Source organism: Herbaspirillum sp. FG34 (assembly GCF_057809315.1).
Genome location: NZ_JBMDJS010000004.1, coordinates 113,067 through 134,677, shown reverse-complemented (window position 1 = coordinate 134,677; position 21,611 = coordinate 113,067). Strand labels below are relative to the sequence as shown.

The 21,611-nt window shown below is 64.1% G+C and carries 16 protein-coding genes; 5 read left to right on the top strand and 11 right to left on the bottom strand.

The annotated features are described in order from the left end of the window. Positions 1-69: 69 nt before the first annotated feature. From ACODSZ_RS06770 to ACODSZ_RS06755, 4 genes are all read right to left on the bottom strand, one after another. Positions 70-1,272, bottom strand: a complete 1,203-nt coding sequence (locus ACODSZ_RS06770) for a TIGR03364 family FAD-dependent oxidoreductase (RefSeq protein WP_008328543.1) — start codon at positions 1,270-1,272, stop codon at positions 70-72. A 153-nt stretch (positions 1,273-1,425) separates the two neighbouring features. Next, positions 1,426-2,457 carry a putative 2-aminoethylphosphonate ABC transporter substrate-binding protein gene (locus ACODSZ_RS06765; protein ID WP_488927306.1) on the bottom strand — a complete coding sequence of 344 codons (1,032 nt, stop codon included), beginning with the start codon at positions 2,455-2,457 and terminating at the stop codon, positions 1,426-1,428. Between the two features lie 81 nt (positions 2,458-2,538). Then, the gene (locus ACODSZ_RS06760; protein WP_488927305.1) at positions 2,539-4,296 is read right to left on the bottom strand and encodes a putative 2-aminoethylphosphonate ABC transporter permease subunit; all 1,758 of its coding nucleotides are present in this window, start codon (positions 4,294-4,296) and stop codon (positions 2,539-2,541) included. Between the two features lie 12 nt (positions 4,297-4,308). Next, on the bottom strand, positions 4,309-5,397 hold the full coding sequence (locus ACODSZ_RS06755; RefSeq protein WP_175342612.1) for a putative 2-aminoethylphosphonate ABC transporter ATP-binding protein: 1,089 nt from the start codon (positions 5,395-5,397) through the stop codon (positions 4,309-4,311). Between the two features lie 373 nt (positions 5,398-5,770). Here ACODSZ_RS06755 and ACODSZ_RS06750 point away from each other — a divergent pair, with 373 nt between their 5' ends. The 3 genes from ACODSZ_RS06750 to ACODSZ_RS06740 all read left to right on the top strand — a co-directional run bounded on the left by ACODSZ_RS06750 (position 5,771) and on the right by ACODSZ_RS06740 (position 9,583). After that, on the top strand, positions 5,771-6,259 hold the full coding sequence (locus ACODSZ_RS06750; RefSeq protein ID WP_008328549.1) for a hypothetical protein: 489 nt from the start codon (positions 5,771-5,773) through the stop codon (positions 6,257-6,259). Positions 6,260-6,469: 210 nt separating this feature from the next. Continuing rightward, positions 6,470-8,389, top strand: a complete 1,920-nt coding sequence (locus ACODSZ_RS06745) for a SurA N-terminal domain-containing protein (RefSeq protein ID WP_488927304.1) — start codon at positions 6,470-6,472, stop codon at positions 8,387-8,389. Positions 8,390-8,863: 474 nt separating this feature from the next. Then, positions 8,864-9,583: a glutamine amidotransferase gene (locus ACODSZ_RS06740; protein WP_008328552.1), complete on the top strand. Its 720-nt coding sequence runs from the start codon at positions 8,864-8,866 to the stop codon at positions 9,581-9,583. Between the two features lie 74 nt (positions 9,584-9,657). Here ACODSZ_RS06740 and ACODSZ_RS06735 read toward each other — a convergent pair whose 3' ends face one another. Continuing rightward, entirely contained in the window at positions 9,658-10,377 is a 720-nt protein-coding gene (locus ACODSZ_RS06735) for an arylesterase (protein WP_488927303.1), read from the bottom strand. Here ACODSZ_RS06735 and ACODSZ_RS06730 point away from each other — a divergent pair. Then, complete coding sequence (locus tag ACODSZ_RS06730; RefSeq protein WP_034350281.1) at positions 10,334-11,044, top strand: ABC transporter ATP-binding protein; 711 nt, start codon at positions 10,334-10,336, stop codon at positions 11,042-11,044. The genes ACODSZ_RS06735 and ACODSZ_RS06730 overlap by 44 nt on opposite strands. Here ACODSZ_RS06730 and ACODSZ_RS06725 read toward each other — a convergent pair whose 3' ends face one another. The 3 genes from ACODSZ_RS06725 to ACODSZ_RS06715 form a co-directional block, all read right to left on the bottom strand. Continuing rightward, positions 11,045-11,989, bottom strand: coding sequence for a DMT family transporter (locus ACODSZ_RS06725; protein WP_008328555.1), 945 nt, complete (start codon positions 11,987-11,989; stop codon positions 11,045-11,047). After that, the gene (locus tag ACODSZ_RS06720) at positions 11,943-13,511 is read right to left on the bottom strand and encodes an NAD(P)H-hydrate dehydratase (RefSeq protein WP_488927302.1); all 1,569 of its coding nucleotides are present in this window, start codon (positions 13,509-13,511) and stop codon (positions 11,943-11,945) included. Before ACODSZ_RS06720 ends, ACODSZ_RS06725 begins: the two co-directional genes overlap by 47 nt. Before the next feature lie 238 nt (positions 13,512-13,749). Then, positions 13,750-15,021, bottom strand: coding sequence for an FAD-dependent oxidoreductase (locus ACODSZ_RS06715; protein WP_175342537.1), 1,272 nt, complete (start codon positions 15,019-15,021; stop codon positions 13,750-13,752). Between the two features lie 527 nt (positions 15,022-15,548). On the opposite strand from ACODSZ_RS06715, the gene purL reads away from it, so the two are divergent. Then, the gene (gene purL, locus ACODSZ_RS06710) at positions 15,549-19,571 is read left to right on the top strand and encodes a phosphoribosylformylglycinamidine synthase (RefSeq protein ID WP_488927301.1); all 4,023 of its coding nucleotides are present in this window, start codon (positions 15,549-15,551) and stop codon (positions 19,569-19,571) included. A gap of 259 nt (positions 19,572-19,830) precedes the next feature. Here purL and ACODSZ_RS06705 read toward each other — a convergent pair whose 3' ends face one another. The 3 genes from ACODSZ_RS06705 to ACODSZ_RS06695 form a co-directional block, all read right to left on the bottom strand. Further along, positions 19,831-20,607 carry a peptidylprolyl isomerase gene (locus tag ACODSZ_RS06705; protein WP_008328562.1) on the bottom strand — a complete coding sequence of 259 codons (777 nt, stop codon included), beginning with the start codon at positions 20,605-20,607 and terminating at the stop codon, positions 19,831-19,833. A gap of 91 nt (positions 20,608-20,698) precedes the next feature. Then, complete coding sequence (locus tag ACODSZ_RS06700) at positions 20,699-20,983, bottom strand: BolA family protein (protein ID WP_008328564.1); 285 nt, start codon at positions 20,981-20,983, stop codon at positions 20,699-20,701. Next, positions 20,980-21,600 carry a septation protein A gene (locus ACODSZ_RS06695; protein ID WP_008328574.1) on the bottom strand — a complete coding sequence of 207 codons (621 nt, stop codon included), beginning with the start codon at positions 21,598-21,600 and terminating at the stop codon, positions 20,980-20,982. The genes ACODSZ_RS06700 and ACODSZ_RS06695 overlap by 4 nt, the downstream gene beginning before the upstream one ends. Positions 21,601-21,611 lie beyond the last annotated feature (11 nt).

Sequence of the window (21,611 nt, the reverse complement as noted above, 5' to 3'; positions counted from 1 at the left end):
AAGCCGGTCGTGACGGCGGTGACAGGGCGCTGCAGATGCAAATCGCCCTGTCAGCCGGGGACAGCGACGTCAGGCCGGTGCGGTGGCCGGCGTGGCTTGCGCGCTCGGCGAGGGCAGGGCCTCACCTTCCAGCAGCGCCTTGACCACACGCTCGCCCAGTCCCAGTCCCACGCTCATGCCGATACCGGTGTGCATCAGCACCACCGAGGTGTGGTCGTCGATGGCCAGCGCCGAGAAGGGGCCAGGCCCCTTGCTGCCATAGACACCCTGCCAGCGCTCGATCACCTTCACGCGGGTGGCCAGGGTGTGCTCCACCAGACCCAGCAGCAGTTCATCGACTTCTTCGCTGTTGAAGGGGGGAGCATCGGTGCCGTAGTGGTGCGAATCGCCGACGATGAGCTCCTGGTAGGGCGTCGGGCTGACCAGCAGGTGGATGCCGTGCTTGTTGAGCAGCGGGGCGTTGGCCTCGATCTCGGCATGCACCGCGCGCGCGCTCGGCAGGTCCGAGAAGGCGCCATAGTGCGTGCAGGACAGGCCGGTCAGCACCGCATGGGTCAGCGGCAGCGGCTCCTCGGTCTTCAGACGCAGCATCTGCAGACGGCACTGCTTCAGGTTCATCGGCTGCAGGCGGTCGGCGAAGAGGGTCTGGTAATCGTGGCCCGAGCACACCACCACGCGTTCGGCGTGAAACTCCCCGGCGGTGGTCGACAGACGTCCGTCGGCGGTGCCATGGACCAGCGTATTGAAGCGGAAATGCACGCCCTGCGAGTGCAGGTAGGCCACCAGCGCCGGCATGGCTTCACGCGAATAGAGTTGCAGGTCTTCGGTGCCATGCAGGGCCGAGCGGTGATGGCGGAAGCGCCCGTTGTAGAGGGTGTTGAGTTTGTCGCCTTCGAGCAGGCTGGCACGGTAATCGTACTGGCGCGCTCGCACGGTCATGAATTCCAGTAGCACGTCATGCTCGGCCTGGCTGCGGGCAAACAGCAGGGTGCCGGCTTCACGGGCGCTGAAATGGGCGCGGGTGGACAGATGCAGCCACAGGGCGCGGCTTTCGCGGGCCAGGTCCAGCATGATGCCCGGCGGCTGGCCGGTCACCAGGCCCATGCCGAAATTGCGCACGGAAGCGCCCAGGGGCGTACCGGTGCGTTCGAAGACGGCCACCTTGAGTCCGCGCTTGACGGCGGCGTAGGCGTGGGCCAGGCCGAGGATGCCCGAGCCGACCACGGCCAGGTCGAAGTGCTGCGGATCGTGTTCTGAGAGGGAATTGGTCATGGGAGATTGCTCCATCGGAGTCAGTTGCGAGATGTCGTGTTGCCTGTTGTGCGGGGACACTCTGGCGGCGTCCTGCGATCCTCTCCTGGCACCGTCACGGTGACGCGCGAACGCGCCACCGTGACGGTGAGGTGTTGCCGACTGGCTCTGGTCTTACTGCTTCTTCTCGGACTTGCTTTCGTAACGCTTGCTCCACTCGGTCAGGATGCGGTCGCGGTTGGTGCTGGCCCAGGTGAAGTCGTTCTTGATCAGGCGCTTCTCATAGTCGGCCGGCAGCAGTGCATCCGGCTTGGCCACGCCGGGAACGGCGACCACGGCGAAGTTCTTTTCATACTGAGCCATGGCATCCTTGCTGGCCGAGAAGTCGGCCAGCTTCTTGGCCGCTTCCAGGTTCTTGGTACCCTTGACGATGGCGGTGGCTTCGATATCCCAGCCCAGACCTTCGGAGGGCAGGATCACGTCGATCGGGGCGCCTTCCTTCTTGGTCTTGACGGCGCGGTACTCGAAGGCGATACCGATGGGGAATTCACCTGTCGCGGCCTGCTTGCAGGGCTTGGAGCCGGAGTGGGTGTACTGGCCGATGTTCTTGTGCAGGGCGTCCATGTAGGCCCAGCCTTTTTCTTCACCCATCATCTGCAGCCAGGCCGAGACATCCAGGTAGCCGGTCCCCGAAGAAGCCGGATTGGGCATCACGATCTTGCCGGCATAGACCGGCTTGGTCAGGTCAGCCCAGGAGGTCGGCTTGGGCAAGCCCTGCTTTTGCGCTTCCACGGTATTGAAGCAGATCGCCGAAGCCCACACGTCCATGCCGACCCAGGCCGGCGGATTGGCGGCGCTGCGGTACTTGGCATCGATGGCCGAGAGGCCGTGCGGGGCGTAGGGCGTCAACATGCCTTCCTTGTCCAGCAGGGCCAGGCTGGTGGCGGCCAGGCCCCAGATCACGTCGGCCTGCGGGTTGGCCTTCTCGGCCAGCAGCTTGGCCGTGACGATGCCGGTGGAGTCGCGCACCCACTTGATCTCGATGTCCGGATTGGCCTTCTGGAACGCGGCCTGGTAAGCCTTGATCTGGTCGGCTTCGAGGGCGGTGTAGACGGTCAGCGTGGTGGCGGCGTGGGCCTGGGCCGAGAACAGCATGCCGGCGCCGATCAGCGATGCGAGCAGGGAAAACAGCTTGGTTTTTTTCATGATGGCCTTCGTCTGTGAATGGCTGGGTTGAAAACGCGTCGGGGACGCTAGGTGGGGAAATCGTGGCGTAGTCAGTCCGGTTCAGTGGGCGCGGCCCCGGCGCCAGGCCTGGGCCCGCGCCAGCCAGCCGCTGCCGGCCAGGTGCATGAGCAGCGAGGCCAGCGCCGAGCTCAGCAGGATGAGCGTGGACATGGCCGCCGCCGGACCGACGTCGCCGGCATCATCCATGTTGAGTACCGCCACCGAGGCCAGCACCGTATCGGGGCGATACAGGAAGATCACCGCCGATACCGTGGTCATCGAGGACACGAACAGGTAGCGGAAGATCTCCAGCATCTGCGGCAGGCACAGCGGTACGGTCACGCGCAGGAAGGTCTGCAGCAGTGGCACCTTCAGCGACAGCGAGGCGGCCTCGAATTCCGGATCGAGCTGCTTGAGGGCGGTGACGGCGCTCAGGTGCGCCGTGGTGTAAAAGTGCACGATGCAGCACAGCACCAGCAGTGTCATCGTCCCGTAGAGGAAGTTGAACGGATTGGCCGGATGGTTGAAGAAGAGCAGGCTGCCCAGGCCCAGCACCAGGCCGGGCACGGCCATGGGCAGGAAGCACAGCATGCGCAGCAGGGGCGAGAGCCAGCGCTGGCCGCGCGTCTTTTCCATCAGCCAGGCACCGGTGAAGATGACCACGGTGCCAGCCACGCTGGTGCCGCAGGCCAGTCTCAGACTGTTCCAGTAGGCCAGCCAGCCGCCGCCATCCATGTTGTCGAAGTCGTAGTGCTGCCAGGTCAGCTGCAGGTTGTAGGGCCACAGCTTGACCACCGACGCACCCATGGCGACCACGATCATCATCAGGATGGCCGCAGCGATGAGCGCCACCGCCAGCAGGTTCAGGCCATCGCGGCGCCAGTCGGGACGCGGTATGTAGGCTTCCGAGCGGCTGCTCATGGTGGCGCGCTGGCGGCGCTGCAGCCAGGCGTCCAGGGCGAAGGTCAACAGGGCCGGCACCAGCAGCAGCAAGCCGATCAGCGCACCGCGCCCGAACTGCTGCTGCCCGACCACGGCCTTGTAGGCTTCCACGGCCAGCACGCTGTAGGCGCCACCGGTGATCTTGGGCACGCCGAAGTCGGTGATGGTGAGCGTGAAGACCAGACACAGCGCACCAAAGATGCCATAGCGCGTGGTCGGCAGGGTGACCGTGGTGAAGACGCGCCAGCGCGAGGCGCCCATGGCATGGGCCGCATCGTAGAGGCGACCGTCGGCCTGCGACAGCGCCGACAGCAGGATCATCATGGCATGCGGGAAGGTGTAGAACACTTCACCCAGCAGGATGCCCCAGAAGCCGTAGATGCTGCCATCCATCCATTCCTTGAACAGTCCCTGATTACCGAACAGGTAGATCAGCGCGATGCCCGGCAACAGCGACGGCGCCAGCAGCGGCAACAGGCCGATGCCGCGCCACAGGCCCTTGCAGGGAATGCAGCTGCGCTGCAGGGCGTAGGCGAACACATAGGCCAGCGGCACCGTGACCACGGCAGTGACTGCCGAGACCCACAGGCTGCGTCCCAGCAGCGGCAGGAAATTGATATTGGCAAACAGGGCCACGAAGGGCTGGATACCGGCCCAGTTGCCCTCGGGCGTAAGGACAGCCTGTGCCAGGATGAACAACAGGGGGCCGCCCAGACCAAGCGACAGCAGCACCAGCAAGAGCCATTTCAGTGCGCCCGGCAGCCACTGGCTGCGGTCGGTGCCGGCGCGGCCGGGCTGTGCCGTGGCGGGCTGGGTCTGGTCGAGCGCCATGGCAGTCAGTGAGCGGGCAGGGGGCAGGGAGGATTGCATCGTCATGAATGTTGCGGCTCAGGCAAAGACCCGCAGTGCCTGGCGCGGCAAGGCCACCCACAGACCGTCGTGTGCCGACAGGGCGGTCAGGCGCTCGTGCGAATCGCCGCTGACGTCGGCCAGCAGGGTCTGGCCCGGCAGCGCATCCGCTGACAAGGCCAGGCGGTAGCGGTGCCCGAGATAGATGCGATCGACCACACGCGCCCGGAAGCGGTTGGCACAGTCTTCGGTGGCGAACAGTTCCACGGCCTCGGGGCGGCAGAACAGGCGGCCGCTTTGCAGCTCCGCTTCTTCGGGACGCACTTCGAGGCGCAAGGCCCCCACGGTGACCTGCGACCCCGAGATGCGCGAAAACGGCAGCCAGTTGGCATGACCGATGAAGTCCGCCACGAAAGGTGTGGCCGGACGGCGGTAGATCTCGGCGGGCGTGCCGAACTGCTCGATGCGCCCGTGCTGCATGACGGCGATGCGGTCGGCCATGACCATCGCTTCTTCCTGGTCATGCGTGACCATGAGGGTGGTGATGCGGAACTGCTTTTGCAGGCGGCGGATTTCCAGTTGCAGGTGTTCGCGTACCTGCGCATCCAGTGCCGAAAGCGGTTCATCGAGCAACAGCAGTGAAGGCGACGGCGCCAGCGCACGCGCCAGAGCCACGCGCTGCTGCTGGCCGCCGGATAGCTGGCCGGGATACTTGGACTGACTGCCGTCCAGGCCGACCATGGCCAGCATCTCCGTGACGCGCGCCTGGCGTGCCTGGCGCTTCATATTGCGTAGGCCATAGGCGACGTTGTCGGCCACGGTCAGATTCGGAAACAGGGCATAGGACTGGAACAGAATGCCGTAATCGCGCGATTGTGGCGGCAGACCGGAAATGTCCCGACCGGCGGCCACGAGCTGGCCGGCGTCCTGGCGCTCCAGCCCGGCGATGGTGCGCAGCAGGGTGGTCTTGCCGCAGCCCGACGGGCCCAGCAGGCAGACCATCTCTCCCCGGTGCACTTCCAGCGACACCCCGTCCAGCGCGGTAAAGGCCCCGAAGCGTTTTTCGATACCGCGTACCGACAGGAAACGCTCGCCGGCATCGGCATCATCAGGCGGACAAACCGGCATCGCGAGGGCGGCGGCGCAAGAGGGTGTGGGCATCATCTCGGAAGGTATCTGGCTGGCTCGTGGGTTTGCCCAAACGCAGCGCCCATGCGGGCTTGCGCCTGACGGGCCGACCCGTTCAAAGGCAAGCGGATGGTACGGGCCTAATATGACTGCTGGATGACACCCCCTGCTGTGATAGCGGACTGGAATCCTTGCTATAGATTGAAGCTATGGATCGGCCTTCGGGCTCTCGCGGCGGGGGAATCCGCGGCGGAAATGACTGTCCAAATTTCGTCAGATCCTTCATTGACGCCATACGGCGGGTGAAGCAAGATTATTCAGTCCTTTGGAGGAGCAAATGAACAAAAACGGCAAGCCCGGGCGGCGACCCGGGATGCGGCTGGCGATGTCAGGCGTGGGCGTGGCCGCCATGCTGGCGGCCTGCTCGGCGCCGGAGAGCACCCAGCAGGAGCGTGACGCACTGGCACGCGCCCTGATCGAGCAGAAGAAGACCACTGAAGACGCTACCTCCACCGCCACCACCGTGGAGGGCTACAAGGTCGACCTGGCCAGGCGCATTTCCCAGGTCAATTTCACCAGTGTCTACATAGAGCGCCCGCAAGCCTTGCTGCGCTCGGTGATCGTCATCAAGTACGTGGTGGATGGTGAGGGAAACCTGGTCAGGAGCGAGATCCTGCGCAGCAACCGCGACAAGCACGCCGAGGCCAGCGCCCTGGGCAGCCTGAAAACCGCGGCGCCCTTTCCCAAGCCGCCACCGGCGCTGCTCAAGCAGGGCCGTATCGAACTCTCGGAGAGCTGGCTGTTCAACAACGATGGCCGTTTCCAGTTGCGCAGCGTGGCGCTGGCCCAGATGGACCGATAGCGGTTCCCGGCAAAGATGCCTGCCGGCATTGGCATGTGTATAATGTCGCGCGAGCATGACGGTGTGCGTTGTGTCTCCCGGGCCTGACGGGCCTGCGCCGGATCAGGGCGAACGCGAGTTCGCCTTTTTTCTTATCGGCGCGCGCCAGCGGCAGTCTTCGCTGATCCCCGCTGTCCTTCATTGACCAGATCGTTTATTGATTGGCTATACATGTTTGATTTCATTCGTACTCACCAGCGCCTGATGCAGTTCCTGCTGCTGCTGTTCATCTTCCCGTCGTTCGCCTTCTTCGGCCTGGAGGGTTACAGCCGCCTGACCGACGACAGCGGCGTGGCCAAGGTGGCCGGCCAGACCATCACCAAGGAAGAGTGGGATGCCGCGCATCGCCAGCAGCTCGAACGCATGCGCCAGGTGTATGGCAATCAGTTCGACAGCAAGATCTTCGATAGCCCGCAGGCGCGCCGCGCCATCCTCGACAACCTGATCGCCCAGCGCGCCCTGGGCGCCGAGGTGGTGGCCAGCAAGCTGGTGGTGCCGGACCAGGTACTGCAGCAAAGCATCCTGCAGATTCCCGGCCTGACCAAACCGGACGGGACCTTCGACAATGAGCAGTACCGCGTGCTGCTGGCCGCGCAGGGCATGACCCAGAAGTCCTACGAAGCCGGCCTGCGCCGCGAAATGGCCGTGCAGCAGTTGAATGCCGCCATCCAGAGCACCGCTTTCGCGCCCAGGACCGTGGCCGAGAACCTGTCCAACCTGAACGATCAGGAACGTACCGTCCAGATGCTCAACTTCAAGCCGGACAGCTACGCCAGCCAGGTCAAGGTGACCGACGACATGCTCAAGGCCTACTACGACAAGAACACCGCCCGTTTCGAGACCCCGGAACAGGCCGACATCGAGTACGTGGTCCTGGATGCGGCGGCCGTGGCTGCCCAGGCCACTGTCACCGATGACGATATCAAGTCCTACTACGAGCAGAACCAGAAGCAGTACGCCACCGAAGAACAGCGTCGCGCCAGCCACATCCTGATCACCGTCAAGAAGGATGCCTCGGCGGCCGACAAGGCTGCCGCCAAGAGCAAGGCCGATGCTCTGGTGGCGCAGCTGCGCAAGAATCCGGGTGACTTTGCCAAGCTGGCCAAGGCCAATTCGCAGGACCCCGGCTCGGCCGCCAACGGTGGCGACCTCGGTTACTTCAGCCGCGACGCCATGGTCAAACCCTTCGCCGATGCCGCCTTCAGCCTGAAGCAGGGCGAGATCAGCGATCCGGTGGAGTCCGACTTCGGCTATCACGTCATCGAGGTGACCGGCATCAAGCCGGCGTCGGTCAAGCCGCTGGAATCGGTCAAGGCCGAGATCGGTGCCGACATCAAGAAGCAGATCGCCGCCAAGAAGTATTCGGACATGGCCGACCAGTTCAACAACCTGGTCTATGAAAACGCCGACAGCCTCAAAGCCGTCTCCGACAAGCTCAAGCTGAAAATCCAGACCGCCTCCGGCGTGACTCGCCTGCCCAACCCGGCAGCCGGTGCGGCACCCTACAACAATGCCAAGTTCCTTACCGCACTGTTCACCGACGACGTGATCAAGGGCAAGCACAACACTGAAGCCGTGCAGACCGCTCCCAACACCCTGGTGGCCGCGCGCATGACCAGCTACAAGCCGGTGTCCAAGCGCCCGTTCGAGGAAGTCAAGGCGGAGGTGCAGAAGGACGTGGTGGCTGCCGAAGAGCAATCCCTGGCAGTGAAGGCGGGCCAGGAACGCCTGGCCCAGCTGCAGGCCAAGGATGATGCCAGCGGCTTCAGCGAGCCCAAGGTGGTGTCCCGCGTGAAGTCCGACGGCTGGACCCAGGAAGCCTTCAACGCCGTCATGAAGGCCGATACCGCCAAGCTGCCGGTCTACGTGGGCGCCGAGACGCGCGGCCTGGGCTACCAGATCTACCGTATCAGCAAGGTGGAACAGCCCAAGACCGTCGACACCGCACGTCGCAAGGCCGAACAGGAGCAGATCACCGCCGCCTTGTCGCAGCAGGATGCCCTGGGCTACCTGGACTACCTGCGCGAGAAGGCCAAGACCAAGCTGCTCAAGGGGGCTGCTGCGGTGAGCGCGGATGATGCTGCCAAGTGAGCGCCAAGTGAGCTAATCGCACGGCCCGCCGTGGGGCAGTCAGTGCAAGGAGCGCACCGGGATCGTGAATCGGTGCGCTGTGCTGCCCCGGCACGGGGAGTTGTCGGCATGACCGCCACAATTTGCTAAAAAATTTACACAGGCCGCTTTTCCAGCGGCCTTTTTTGTTTCATCATGGACACCGGCGCTGCATTCGAGCGGGATGCAACAGGGAGCCGGCACCGGGGAATCCGCTTCAATTCTTCCATCGTCCGTTGGCGTTTCGTCAGCTTTCCACCGTGTGGGAACATGCAGCTTTTGTGCTGTCGAGATGAAATTCCTGTCATCCGCACGTCATGTTGCGCCGTTTCGGAAACAAACGGCTGCCGTACAAGTTGTCGCTTTCTCCAGTCGACATTCGAAAAGCATCGCAGGGGGTATTTCCACGAGGAGTGCTTCCGATGCGAGACTTGCCCTGAATACGACCCAGTTTTTATGCCTGCCCCAGTCCTGATCATTCGCACCGGAGATGCCAATCCTTCCCTCAAGACCAACTATGGTGGCTATGTCGACCAGATAGGCTGCGCTGCCGGTCTGTGCCGTACCGAGATCGAAGTGGTGACCGTCTATGAAGGCGAGCGCCCGTCCTGCCCGCGCAGTTACCGCGCGGTTTTCATTACCGGTTCACCGGCCATGGTGACTGACAAGGAAGACTGGAGCGAGCGCACTGCCGAATGGATTCGCGACGCTGCCGAACTGGACACGCCCATGTTCGGCATCTGTTATGGCCACCAGTTGCTGACCCATGCCTTTGGCGGCGAAGTCGGCTACAACCCGGCCGGCCGCGCCGCCGGCACCATGCACGTGAGGACGCTGGAATGCTGTCGCCAGGATGAGTTGCTGGGCGTGCTGCCGGACGAATTCCCGGCCCACATGCTGCACATGCAGTCGGTGCTGCGTCCGCCCAAGGACGCCATCGTCATGGCCCGCTCGCCGATGGACCCGCACCACGTCATCAAGCACAAGCACAACGTCTATTCGACGCAGTTCCATCCCGAGTTCTCGCCCGAGTTCGTGCGCGCCCATCTGCATTACTACGCCGATATCTACCGTGGCTGCGGCATCGATGCACAGGCGCTGTGCGAGAAGGTCAGCGAGACGCCGCAATCGGCCGGGCTGCTGCGACGCTTCCTGGCGTTGTACGCGCGGCATTGAAACACCTTCGCCATCAGGAAAAGAGCCTCTGATGCCCGCGACGGCACTGGGGCTTTGTGGCCGGACGATCGCGCTTACTTCAGCCCGACCAGCGGCTTGAGAGGCGGCCAGACATTGTCCAGCAGCCTGGGCTGCGCCTGTTCATTGGGATGAATGCGATCAGCCTGGAACTGTGAGAGATCGGCCGCGATCCCCTCGAAGAAGAACGGCACCAGCGCCACCTTGTTGCTCTTGGCCAGCTCCTGGTACATCGCCGCGAAACGGTGCGTGTAGTCGGGGCCGTAATTGGGCGGAATCTGCATGCCCACCAGCAGTACCTTGGCCTTTTGCTGGTGCGCCAGATCGATCATGGCTTGCAGGTTGTCCTGGCTGGTCTTGAGCGGCAGGCCGCGCAGGGCGTCGTTGGCGCCCAGTTCGATCACCACGACGGCTGGCTTGTGCTGCGCCATCAGCGGTGCCAGGCGGTTGCGCCCGCCGATGGTGGTGTCGCCGCTGATGCTGGCATTGACCACCTGGTAATCCAGCTTGTTCTGCTGCAGCCGCTTCTGCAGCAGGCCGGTCCAGCCGGTGCCGCGCTGCAGGCCATATTCGGCAGACAGGCTGTCACCGAGCACGAGCAGGTTTTTTGGGGCAGAATAAGCGCTCGTCGCCGCTACCATCAGCACGACGCCCGCCAGCAGACGCAACACCGCGCCCACCAGCCCGTTGCGCCGCGCACCTGTCCCGGACCCTCTTGCCCGATTGCCCTGCATGCCCGCTTCCGCTCCCGCCAGTTCTGCCGTCATTGCCGCCATTGAAGTCCTTCAGTTGTCCAAACATGTTGCCGATGTGGCCGCTCCATCCGGTCGCCTGACCATCCTGAGCGACATCGATTTTACCGTGGCCGCCGCAACCACGGTGGCCATCGTCGGCGCTTCCGGTTCCGGCAAGTCGACCCTGCTGGGCCTGCTGGCTGGACTGGATACGCCCAGCGCAGGTTCCGTACGCCTCGATGGCGAAGACATCTACGCCCTCGATGAAGATGGCCGGGCGCTGTTGAGGAAGCGCAAACTGGGCTTCGTGTTTCAGTCCTTCCAACTGCTAGGACACCTCAATGCCCTGGAAAACGTGATGCTGCCGCTGGAACTGCGCGGTGACAACCAGGCGCGGGCCAAGGCGCAAGAGATGCTGGGTCGCGTGGGCCTGGGCAGCCGCCTGAAGCATTATCCCAAATACCTCTCCGGCGGCGAGCAGCAGCGCGTGGCGCTGGCACGCGCCTTTGTGACCGAACCGCCCCTGCTGTTTGCCGATGAACCGACCGGCAGCCTCGATGCGGCTACCGGCGAATCGGTCATCCAGCTGATGTTTGAACTGAACCGCGAGCGCGGCTCCACGCTGGTGCTGGTGACCCATGACCCCGGCATTGCCGCCCGTTGCGAGCGCACCCTGACCATTGCCGCCGGGCGGCTGGTGCAGGACTGATTAGACGGACTCCATCGGATCGGCTGGCGGCAGCGGGTGCGCGCGCTTGTGTTCGATGTAGGCGATACCGATCCCGCTGGCGCAGATGATGGCGATGCCCAGGACCGTGATCTGGTCCGGGAATTGCCCGAAGACCAGCCACCCCATGCCGCAGGCCGAGATGATCTGGGCATAGAAGAAGGGCGTCAGCACCGAGGCTTCGGCATGCCGGTAGGCCGAGTTCTGCAGGAAGTGGCCGATGGTGCTGGTGATGCCGGTGGAGACCAGGATCGCCAGTTCCACCATCGTGGGCGCATGACTGGTCCAGAAGAAGGGCACCAGCAGCGTCGAGACGATGCTGCCCACCAGCGCGCCATAAAACAGCGTCACCATCGGGTTATCGGCCTGGCTGGCCTTGCGGTTGAGGATGGACAGCATGGCCTGGGTGAAGGCCGAGACCAGGCCCAGCGCCACGCCATAGGGCGGGATGTCGCCACTGGGGCGAATCACGATGAGCATGCCCGTAAATCCGATCAATACCGCAATCCAGCGCGACAGATAGCTGCGTTCGCCCAGCAGCCACGGCGAGATGGCCAGCACGATCAGCGGTGCGCAAAAATTCATGGCCGTGCCTTCGGCCAATGGCACGATCTTCAGTACCGAAAAGAAAATCAGCGTCGACGCCAGTAGCAGCGCACCCCGTCCCAATTGCAGTCCGAGCCGGTTGGACTGCAGGATGCTGCGCCCGTGACGGCGCCGGTACAAGGGCGCCAGCGTGGCCGCCATGAAGAACAGATTGATGGTGTAGCGCATCCAGGCAATCATCACCACGTGATACCCCGCCAGGGCCAGCAGCTTGCCGGCGGTATCGAGCAGTGACAGCGTCCACAGCCCCGAAATCAGGAACAGGATACCCAGCTTATGGCTGGGGGCGATGCGTGGGTAGGGCAGGACGGCGCTGGACATGGTCTCGGAGAATCTGGTTGAAGACGGCACGGATGGCCGGGATGAATTCACTGGCGGTCAGCCCCACCGGCCCCTGTCCTGCCGCCACCAACTGGTCGGCGGCGGCGCCGTGGATCCAGGTGGCGGCCAGGGCGGCCGACGCGGTCGGCCAGCCCTGCGCCAGCAAGGCCCCGCACAATCCCGAGAGCACGTCGCCGGTACCGGCGGTGGACAGCGCCGGATTGCCGCTGGGGTTGATGGCGATCTCGCCATCGGGGAAGGCGATGACCGTGCCCGCCCCCTTGAGCACGGTGATGGCATTGAACTGCCGGGCCAGCAGCCGCGCCGCCTGCGGGCGGTCCTGCTGGATCTGCTGGGTGGTGCTGTCGAGCAGGCGGGCGGCCTCCAGTGGATGGGGCGTGATGATGCTGCACGGCTGCGTACCGCGCTGGCTGCGGCGGTGCAGCTTGTGCTGCAGCGTGGGTTCGGCCGAGATCAGATTGAGGGCATCGGCATCGACGACGATATCGGCTTCGCTGTCGAGGGCGCGCGCCAGGATGTCATGCGCATGGCGCGAGGTGCCCATGCCGGGGCCGACTACCAGGGCCGCGCTGGCGCCGAATTCCACCCGGTCGGCCAGGCGGAACATCAGTTCGGGGTGCTTGTCGTCATAGGCCGGTCCCTCGTCCACGAAGGCCACATAGACCCGTCCGGCCCCGCCAAAAGCTGCCGTGCGCGCCGCCAGTACCGGCGCACCGGCCATGCCGCGCGCACCGCCCACCACGATCACATCGCCATAGCTGCCTTTGTGGCTGTTGTTGGCGCGCGGCTTGAGCGCGGTGGCAAAACTTTGCGGACCATTGAGGAAGGCGCGCGCCGGGGGTAGCAGCGCCGCGTCGATGTCCAGTGGCTCGACCACGATCTGGCCGCTGTGGTCACTGCCGTCACAGGTATGCAGACCGGGCTTGTCGCCGATGAAGCTCAGGGTATGCGTGGCCTGGACGGCCACACCCTCGCGGCCGCCCACGATGCTGCCGGTGTCGGCATTGAGTCCGCTGGGGACATCGATGGACAGCACCGGGCAGCGCAAGCTGTTGACGTACTCGATGATGGGGCGCAAGGCTGGTCCGGGCGGACGCGCCAGGCCGATGCCGAACAGCCCGTCGATCACCAGGGCCCAGGAGTGCGCCCGCAGCGGCGCATCGCCATGGCCTTCGATGAACTGGATTTCCGCTTCGCGGGCACGCGCCAACGCCCGGCGCGCATCGGCGGGCTGGCGGCTTTCGTCGGCATGCAGCTGCACGCTCACTTCGATGCCGGCTTCTTCGAGCAGGCAGGCCGCTTCCAGCGCATCGCCGCCATTGTTGCCGGGCCCGGCCAGGATCAGCACCGCCGGCGAAGAGGCCGTGGCCGAACACAGCAAGTGCTGGGCTTGCTCGGCAATGGCGGCGCCGGCGCGCTGCATCAGGGTGTAAGGGGGCAGGGCGGACAGGGCCGCTTGTTCAACCTGGCGGATCTCGGCAACGGTATGGAGCGCGCTCATGATCGGGGGGGCGGGGACGTTGAGTGGATGGGCGTCAGTGCAGCGAGAAGACCGCTGGAACACCGCGCAAGGTCGGCGCTGGAGAGCCAAGTGCAGAAAAATTCACACGCTCAGGCGCTGGTCACGCGGGTGCTTGATTTTAAGTGAATTGTTCTGTCCGTGCAGGCCCTTGCGCGATCTTTATCGATGAAAAGAAGGCACGCGACCAGGGTCGCAGCAGACGGCAGAGACAGCCTGCTCAGGCCAGTACGTCGCGCGGCAGCAAGCCCTCGGCGGAAATTTCGGTCTGGTCGCCGCTGACCAGGTCAGCCAGCAGGCGCGCCGAACCCACGCTGGCGGCCCAGCCGGTGGCACCATGGCCGACGTTGACGAAGACATTGCCATGCCGGGTCGGCCCGACCACGGGCAGGCCGTGCGGCAAGAGCGCCATGGTATTGCTCCAGAAATGCGCCTGGTTGTAGTTGGCCGCATTGGGGTAGTAGTCGCCGGCGATCTTGAGCAGGTTGCGCAGGGCCTTGGGCGGCAGGGTCTGACCCGGCGGCACGAAGCCCAGCAGGCCGCTGATGCGGATGCGTCCGCCCAGGCGTGTCATGGCGACCTTGTAGCTGTCGTCATAGAGCGCCATGCTGGGGGCATCATCCGGATTCTTGACCGGCACCAGCGCCGAATAGCTTTGTATCGCCTGCAGCGGCAGCGCGGTATCAAGCGGGCGCAAGAGCTCGGCACTGGACATGCCGGCGGCCACCACCACGGCATCGACCCGCATCTGCGAGGCCAGATGGGGCGAGTTCACGCTCAGCGCCAGGCGGCCACCGAATTCGGCGTCGATGGCCGTCACGGTGGAGTCGAAATGGAAACTCACCCCCAGCTCCTGGGCCGCATTGCGCATCTGCTTGGCAAAGAGCACGCAGTTGCCGGCCATGTCCTCAGGATAGTAGAGCGCGCCGGAGAGTGTCGCTTCCGAGGAAAAGGCCGGTTCCAGCGCGCGGATGCCGGCGGCGTCCAGCGCCTGGTGCTTGAACTCGCATTGTTGCGCGGCTTGCTGCAAATGCGTCATGCGCGCCGCCTCGGAGGGATGGCGGAAGAGGTGGAAGACGCCCTGGCCGTTTTCATTGTCCAGGTTGTGGTGGGCCTGCAATTGCAGCACCAGGCTCTGGCCGTAGGCCGACAGGCGCGTCAGGCGCAGCTTGTTCTGGGCAAAGTAGTGCTGCTGGGCCTGGCGCGTGACGCGCATCCAGCGCCGACGACCGAAATCGGCACCGGGGGCCAGCAGCACGCGTGGCTCATCCCGGAAGCGGCAGGCGAAGGTTGCCATGGCACCCGGCAAGGTCAGCGGCATGGCCGCGCCCGGGGCCAGCAGGCCGGCGTCACCGAAGGTGGCTTCCTCGGCCACATGCGCACGGCGCTCGATGACGGCCACTTCATAGCCCTTGGCGGCCAGGAAGTAGGCGCTGCAAATCCCTGAAAGTCCCCCGCCGATGATGGCGATCTGTCGTTGTGTACTGTTCACTCTATTCGTCTTGGAAGCGGTCTGGCCGCTGTGGTCATGGGCATCGGGCAGTGGCTCGGGCGCCTCTTGCACCTGCTCTGGCAGGGTCCGATGCGGGCCGAATGATACCGCGAAATATCGCTGTCGTTTGGATATTGCCGCAGTGCTACATATCGGCCTGCCACCGACTGAAGCGATCTGCTCTCCAGAGGGACAACGCTCGGCGCTGCGGCTGCGATGACAACAGGCCCCGGTCAAGTGCGTCAATCCCCACCAAAGGGCAGGCCAGGCCATCCATCTTGCCGCTACAGGCCGCCACAGGCAGGCTTGCGGGCCGGCTCGCTTTGCACGGGACTTGGCGCGGTGTCCACGGTATAATGCCGGCTTTGCCAGCAAACGCGCGCACGATCCATCATCTCGCCAGTCTCCGACCTGCACGATTTTTCCTTGTGCAATGCGTCATTCGGGGCGGCCGGTGTCGGTGGACCGGTCCCTGCCGCGATGCTGCGACGGTTTTCCCGATTCAAGCTAACTGCCTCGACCTCGCCATGCTGATCCTGCCGGGCTCCAATGCCCTTTCCGCTTTCCGTACCCAACGCCTTCTGAGCCAATTGCAAGCCGTGGATGCCGCCATCACCGGCGTGTGCGGCCGCTACCTGCATTTCGTCGACGCCAAGGCCCTGACGCAAGAGGATGAGGCCCGCCTCAACGGCCTGCTGACCTATGGCGACCCCTTCAACGGCAGCGACGAGGGCGATGCCTTCGTGGTGATTCCGCGTTTCGGCACCATCTCGCCCTGGGCCAGCAAGGCCACCGACATCGTGCGCAATTGCGGTATGGGTCACATCCACCGCGTGGAGCGCGGCATCATCTTCCGCGTGCAGGTCAAGACGGGCTTGCTGGGCGGCGCCAAGAAGCTCAACGAAGCCAGCATCCCGGCCGTGGCCGCACTGTTGCACGACCGCATGACCGAGACCGTGCTGCGTGATCCGCAGGACGCTGCCGGCTTGTTCACGGAGCTGCAAGCCAGGCCGCTGGAGTCGGTCGACGTGATCGGCGGCGGCCGTGCCGCGCTGGAACGCGCCAACACCGAACTGGGCCTGGCCCTGTCGGATGATGAGATCGATTACCTGGTGGACGCCTTCACCAAGGCCCAGCGCAACCCCACCGACGTCGAACTGATGATGTTCGCCCAGGCCAACAGCGAACACTGCCGCCACAAGATCTTCAACGCCGACTGGACCATCGATGGTGAGAAGCAGGACAAGTCGCTCTTCGGCATGATCAAGAACACCCACCAACTGGCGCCCAAGGGCACCGTGGTGGCCTATTCGGACAATTCCTCCATCATCGAGGGAGCCACCGTCTCGCGCTTCTACCAGCGCGGCGCTACCAAGGGCAACGTCTATGAAGCCTCCGACGAGCTGACCCACATCCTGATGAAGGTGGAAACCCACAATCACCCGACCGCGATTTCCCCCTTCCCGGGCGCTTCCACCGGCGCTGGCGGCGAGATCCGCGATGAAGGCGCGACCGGCCGTGGCTCCAAGCCCAAGGCCGGCCTGACTGGCTTCACCGTCTCCAACCTGATGGTCACCCACGCCGTGCAACCCTGGGAAAACGCCCGTGACGTGGCCCAGCCGGTGGCGCAGCGCGATGAGCACGCCCAGGGCGGCATCTACGGCAAGCCCGAGCGCATTGCCTCGCCCTTGCAGATCATGATCGACGGCCCGCTCGGTGGCGCGGCCTTCAACAATGAATTCGGTCGTCCAAACCTGGGCGGTTACTTCCGGACCTACGAGCAGAATGTGGGCGGCCAGGTCATGGGCTATCACAAGCCCATCATGATTGCCGGCGGCATGGGCAACATCTCGGCCAAGCACACCAAGAAGAACGACCTGCCGGTGGGCAGCCTGCTGATCCAGCTGGGCGGCCCCGGCATGCGCATCGGCATGGGCGGCGGCGCTGCCTCGTCGATGGCCACCGGCGTGAACACGGCTGACCTGGACTTCGATTCGGTCCAGCGCGGCAACCCGGAAATGGAACGCCGCGCCCAGGAAGTCATCAACGCCTGCTGGGCGCTGGGTGACGACAACCCCATCCAGTCCATCCACGACGTGGGTGCGGGCGGGCTCTCCAATGCCTTCCCGGAAATCACCAACGACGCCAAGCGCGGCGCCATCTTCGATTTGCGCCGTGTGCCGCTGGAAGAAAGCGGCCTGGCCCCGCGCGAGATCTGGAGCAATGAATCCCAGGAGCGCTACGTGCTGGCCATCCTGCCGGAACACCTGGAACTGTTCCAGTACCTGTGCGAACGCGAGCGCGCACCCTTCGCCGTGGTCGGTACCGCCACTGAAGAACGCCAGCTGAAGGTGATCGATCCCGAGCACAACAACAACCCGGTCGACATGCCCATGGACGTGCTGCTGGGCAAGCCGCCCAAGATGCACCGTGACGTGCAGCACGTGCCAAAGCAGTTGCCGCCGGTGGACCTGACCGGCATGGACCTGGTGGACGTGGCCCAGCGCGTGCTGCGCCTGCCGGCCGTGGCCGACAAGTCCTTCCTGATTACCATCGGTGACCGTAGCGTCGGCGCCATGACCGTGCGCGACCAGATGGTCGGTCCCTGGCAGGTGCCGGTGGCTGACGTGGCCGTGACCGCCATGGGCCTGGAAGGCTATCTGGGCGAAGCCATGGCCATGGGCGAGCGCACCCCGCTGGCCGTGATCGACGCGCCGGCCTCGGGCCGCATGGCCGTCGGTGAAGCCATCACCAACATTGCTGCCGCGCCGATTGCCGAGATCGGCGACATCAAGCTCTCGGCCAACTGGATGGCGGCCTGCGGCCAGCCCGGCCAGGACGCCGCGCTGTTCGATACCGTCAAGGCCGTGGGCATGGAACTGTGCCCGGCGCTGGGCATCTCGATCCCGGTGGGCAAGGATTCGCTGTCCATGCGCAGCACCTGGAGCGATGAAGAGGGTGCCAAGTCGGTGACCTCGCCGGTCTCGCTGATCGTTTCCGGTTTCGCACCGGTGACCGACGTGCGCCGCGTGCTGACGCCGCAACTGCGCAAGGACAAGGGCGACACCGTCCTGATCCTGATCGACCTGGGCCGTGGCAAGAACCGCATGGGTGCCTCGGCGCTCACGCAAGTGATGCAGCAGATCGGCAACGAGACCCCCGATGTGGATAGCGCCGAAGACCTGAAGGCCTTCTTCAACGCCATTCAGCAACTCAACACCGAAGACCGCCTGCTGGCCTACCATGACCGCTCCGATGGTGGCCTGTATGCGACCCTGGCCGAAATGGCCTTTGCAGGTCATACCGGCATCTCGGTCAACCTCGACATCCTGACCATGGAAGCCGAGCACGCCGCAGACTGGGGCGATTCCAAGAACTGGACCACGCAAGTGGCCGAGCGCCGCAATGAACTGACTCTGCGCGCGCTGTTCAGCGAAGAACTGGGTGCGGTCATCCAGGTCCCGGCCGAGCAGAAGTCGGAGGTCATGAACGTGCTGCGCAGCTACAACCTGGGCGCGTGCAGCCACATCATCGGCAAGCCCAACGACCGCGACGTGATCGAATTCATGCGCGATGCCAAGAACATCTACGGCCAGCCGCGCGCCGAGCTGCACCGCGTCTGGAGCGAGACCAGCTGGCGCATCGCCCGCCTGCGCGACAACCCGGCCTGCGCCGATGCCGAATACGAACGCCTGCTGGACGCGGCCGATCCCGGCATGACGCCCAAGCTGAGCTTCGATCCGCAGGAAGACATCGCCGCACCCTACCTGTCGCTGGGCGCAGCGGCGCGTCCCAAGGTCGCCATCCTGCGCGAGCAGGGCGTGAACTCGCACATCGAGACTGCCTACGCCATGCACAAGGCCGGCTTCACCGCCGTGGACGTGCACATGAGCGACCTGATCGCCAATCGCGCCAAGCTGGATGACTTCAAGGGCTTCATCGCCGTGGGCGGTTTCTCCTACGGTGACGTGCTGGGCGCCGGCGAAGGCTGGGCCAAGACGATTCTCTTCAATGCGCAGCTGGCCGAGCAGTTCTCGCGCTTCTTCCAGCGCCAGGACACCTTCTCGCTGGGCATCTGCAACGGCTGCCAGATGATGAGCAACCTGAAGTCCATGATCCCGGGCGCCGAAGCCTGGCCCAAGTTCACCCGCAACAAGTCCGAGCAGTTCGAGGCGCGTTTCGTGATGGTGGAAGTGGCCGATTCGCCGTCCATCTTCATGCAGGGCATGGCCGGTACCCAGGCACCGATTGCCACCGCCCACGGTGAAGGTTTTGCCGACTTCTCCCAGACCGGTGACATCGACCGTGCCATCATCGCCATGCGTTACGTCGATCATCGCGGCGCGGCCACCGAAGCCTATCCGTTCAACCCCAACGGTTCGCCCCAGGGCATCACCTCGGTGACCACCCCGGACGGCCGCTTCACGGTCCTGATGCCGCACGCCGAACGCGTCTTCCGCACCGTGACCCAGTCCTGGCACCCGGAATCGTGGGGCGAGGATTCGCCGTGGATGCGCATGTTCCGCAATGCCCGCAAGTGGGTGGGTTGAGCCTGAAATGGCTTGAGATGAAGTTTCCTGTTTCGATTGCCCGCTACGGCGGGTACTCGGGCAGGGGCTGAAAAAGCCAGGTGAAAAAAAACGCAGTTCCTTTCGGAACTGCGTTTTTTGTTTCTGCAGTCGTTCCGGACTCGCTCAGCGCCAGCCAAAAAACAACATGCCCGGTCAGGAAACCTGGCCGGGCATGCGGGAGAGCGGGCCAAGAGGAGTGCCGTGCGGGCCTTCCTCTTCGACGATCCGGGCGCGAGGCTTACTGCACCTTGGCCTTGGCGCGCAGTTGTTCCTGGTAGGCCTGCAGCTTCTTCTGTTGCAGGGCTTCAGCGATCTGCGGCTTGACTTCTTCCAGGGTCGGGACCTTGGCCGGACGCACGTCTTCCAGCTGGATCACGTGCCAGCCGAACTGGGTCTGCACCGGCGTCTGGGTGATTTCACCCTTCTTCAGGGCGACCATGGCGTCGGAGAAAGGCTTGACGAAGGAAGCCGGGGTAGCCCAGTCCAGATCGCCGCCGTTGGCTGCCGAACCGGTGTCCTTGGATTGCTTGGCCAGGTCTTCGAACTTGGTACCGGCCTTGAGCTTGGCGATGATGGCTTCGGCGTCTTCCTTCTTGTCCACCAGGATGTGGCGGGCGTGGTATTCCTTGTCACCGGCCTGGGCCTTGAACTTGTCGTATTCAGCCTTGATGTCGGCGTCCGAGACCGGGTTCTTCTTCAGGTAGTCGGCGATCAGGGCGCGGATCACGATGGACTGGCGGGCCAGTTCCAGCTGGTTCTTGACGTCGGTGCTGTTGGACAGGCCCTGCTTGTCGGCTTCCTGCATCAGGATTTCACGGTTGATCAGCTCTTCCTTGATGGCACCGCGCAGCTGCGGGCTGTCGGGCTGGCCTTGCGCAGTCATCTGCTTGACCATCAGATCGGCGCGGGAAGAGGGGATCGCCTTGCCGTTCACGACGGCGAGGTTTTGTGCGAAGGCCGGGATGGAAGCGATAGCGAACAGCAGCACCAGCAGACGAGCGGGTTTGAATGTCATTGTTGAATCCTAGAAAATAAAGGAAAGAATCAAAACGGAGAAGAAAAACAGGAGGGGCTGGATAAGCAGGTGTCGGTCTTTGTTCTTGGTCTCAGTTCGTTGCCTCTGACGGGGAGAGCGCCACTATGGCCAGCGCATGAATCTCCTGCTGCATCAGGTCGGACAGGCAATCATACACCAGCCGATGACGGTTCAAACGATTTTTGCCTTCGAACAGATTGGAAACCAGGCGGATCCTGTAATGTCCTCCGCCAGAGGCGGCACCGGCATGCCCTGCATGCAGCGCCGACTCATCCTCCACCAGACAGACCGAGGGCGAGAAAGTTGCAGTCAGGCGCTCGGTCATGCGCGCCACACGGGTATCGGCGGCGCTCATTGCTCATCCTTCATGTACTTGGAGAGAAACAGGCTCTGGCCGATGATGAAGGCAAACATCAGGCCCATGCTGCCAAACATCTTGAAGTTGACCCAGGTATCGAGCGAGTAATTGAAGGCGATATACAGGTTCAGCACGCCCATGACCGCAAAGAAGACCATCCAGGCCAGGTTCAGGCGCGGCCAGATGGGTTCGGGCAGGGTGACCTGCTTTTCCATCATGACGCGGATCAGGTTCTTCTTCATGAACAGCTGCGACACCAGCAAGGCCAGGCCGAAGGCCCAGTAGAGGATGGTCGGCTTCCACTTGATGAAGGTGTCGTCACGGAAATAGATGGTGGCCCCGCCAAAGACCACGATGATGGCCAGGGACACCCACAACATGCCATCGACCTTGCGCCGGCGCAACAGCAGCCAGCCGATCTGGCCCAGCGAGGCGACGATGGCCACCGCCGTCGACAGCAGGATGGGCGCCTGGGTGGCGGTGACGGCGCCGGCCGACATGGCCCCGCCGAGGTATTGCATCACCAGATCCTGGGCAGCCGAGGGATGGCCTTCGGCCCATTTGAAGACGCCGAAAAACAGGATGACGGGGAACAGGTCGAACAGGAACTTCATCGCTTGGGCTT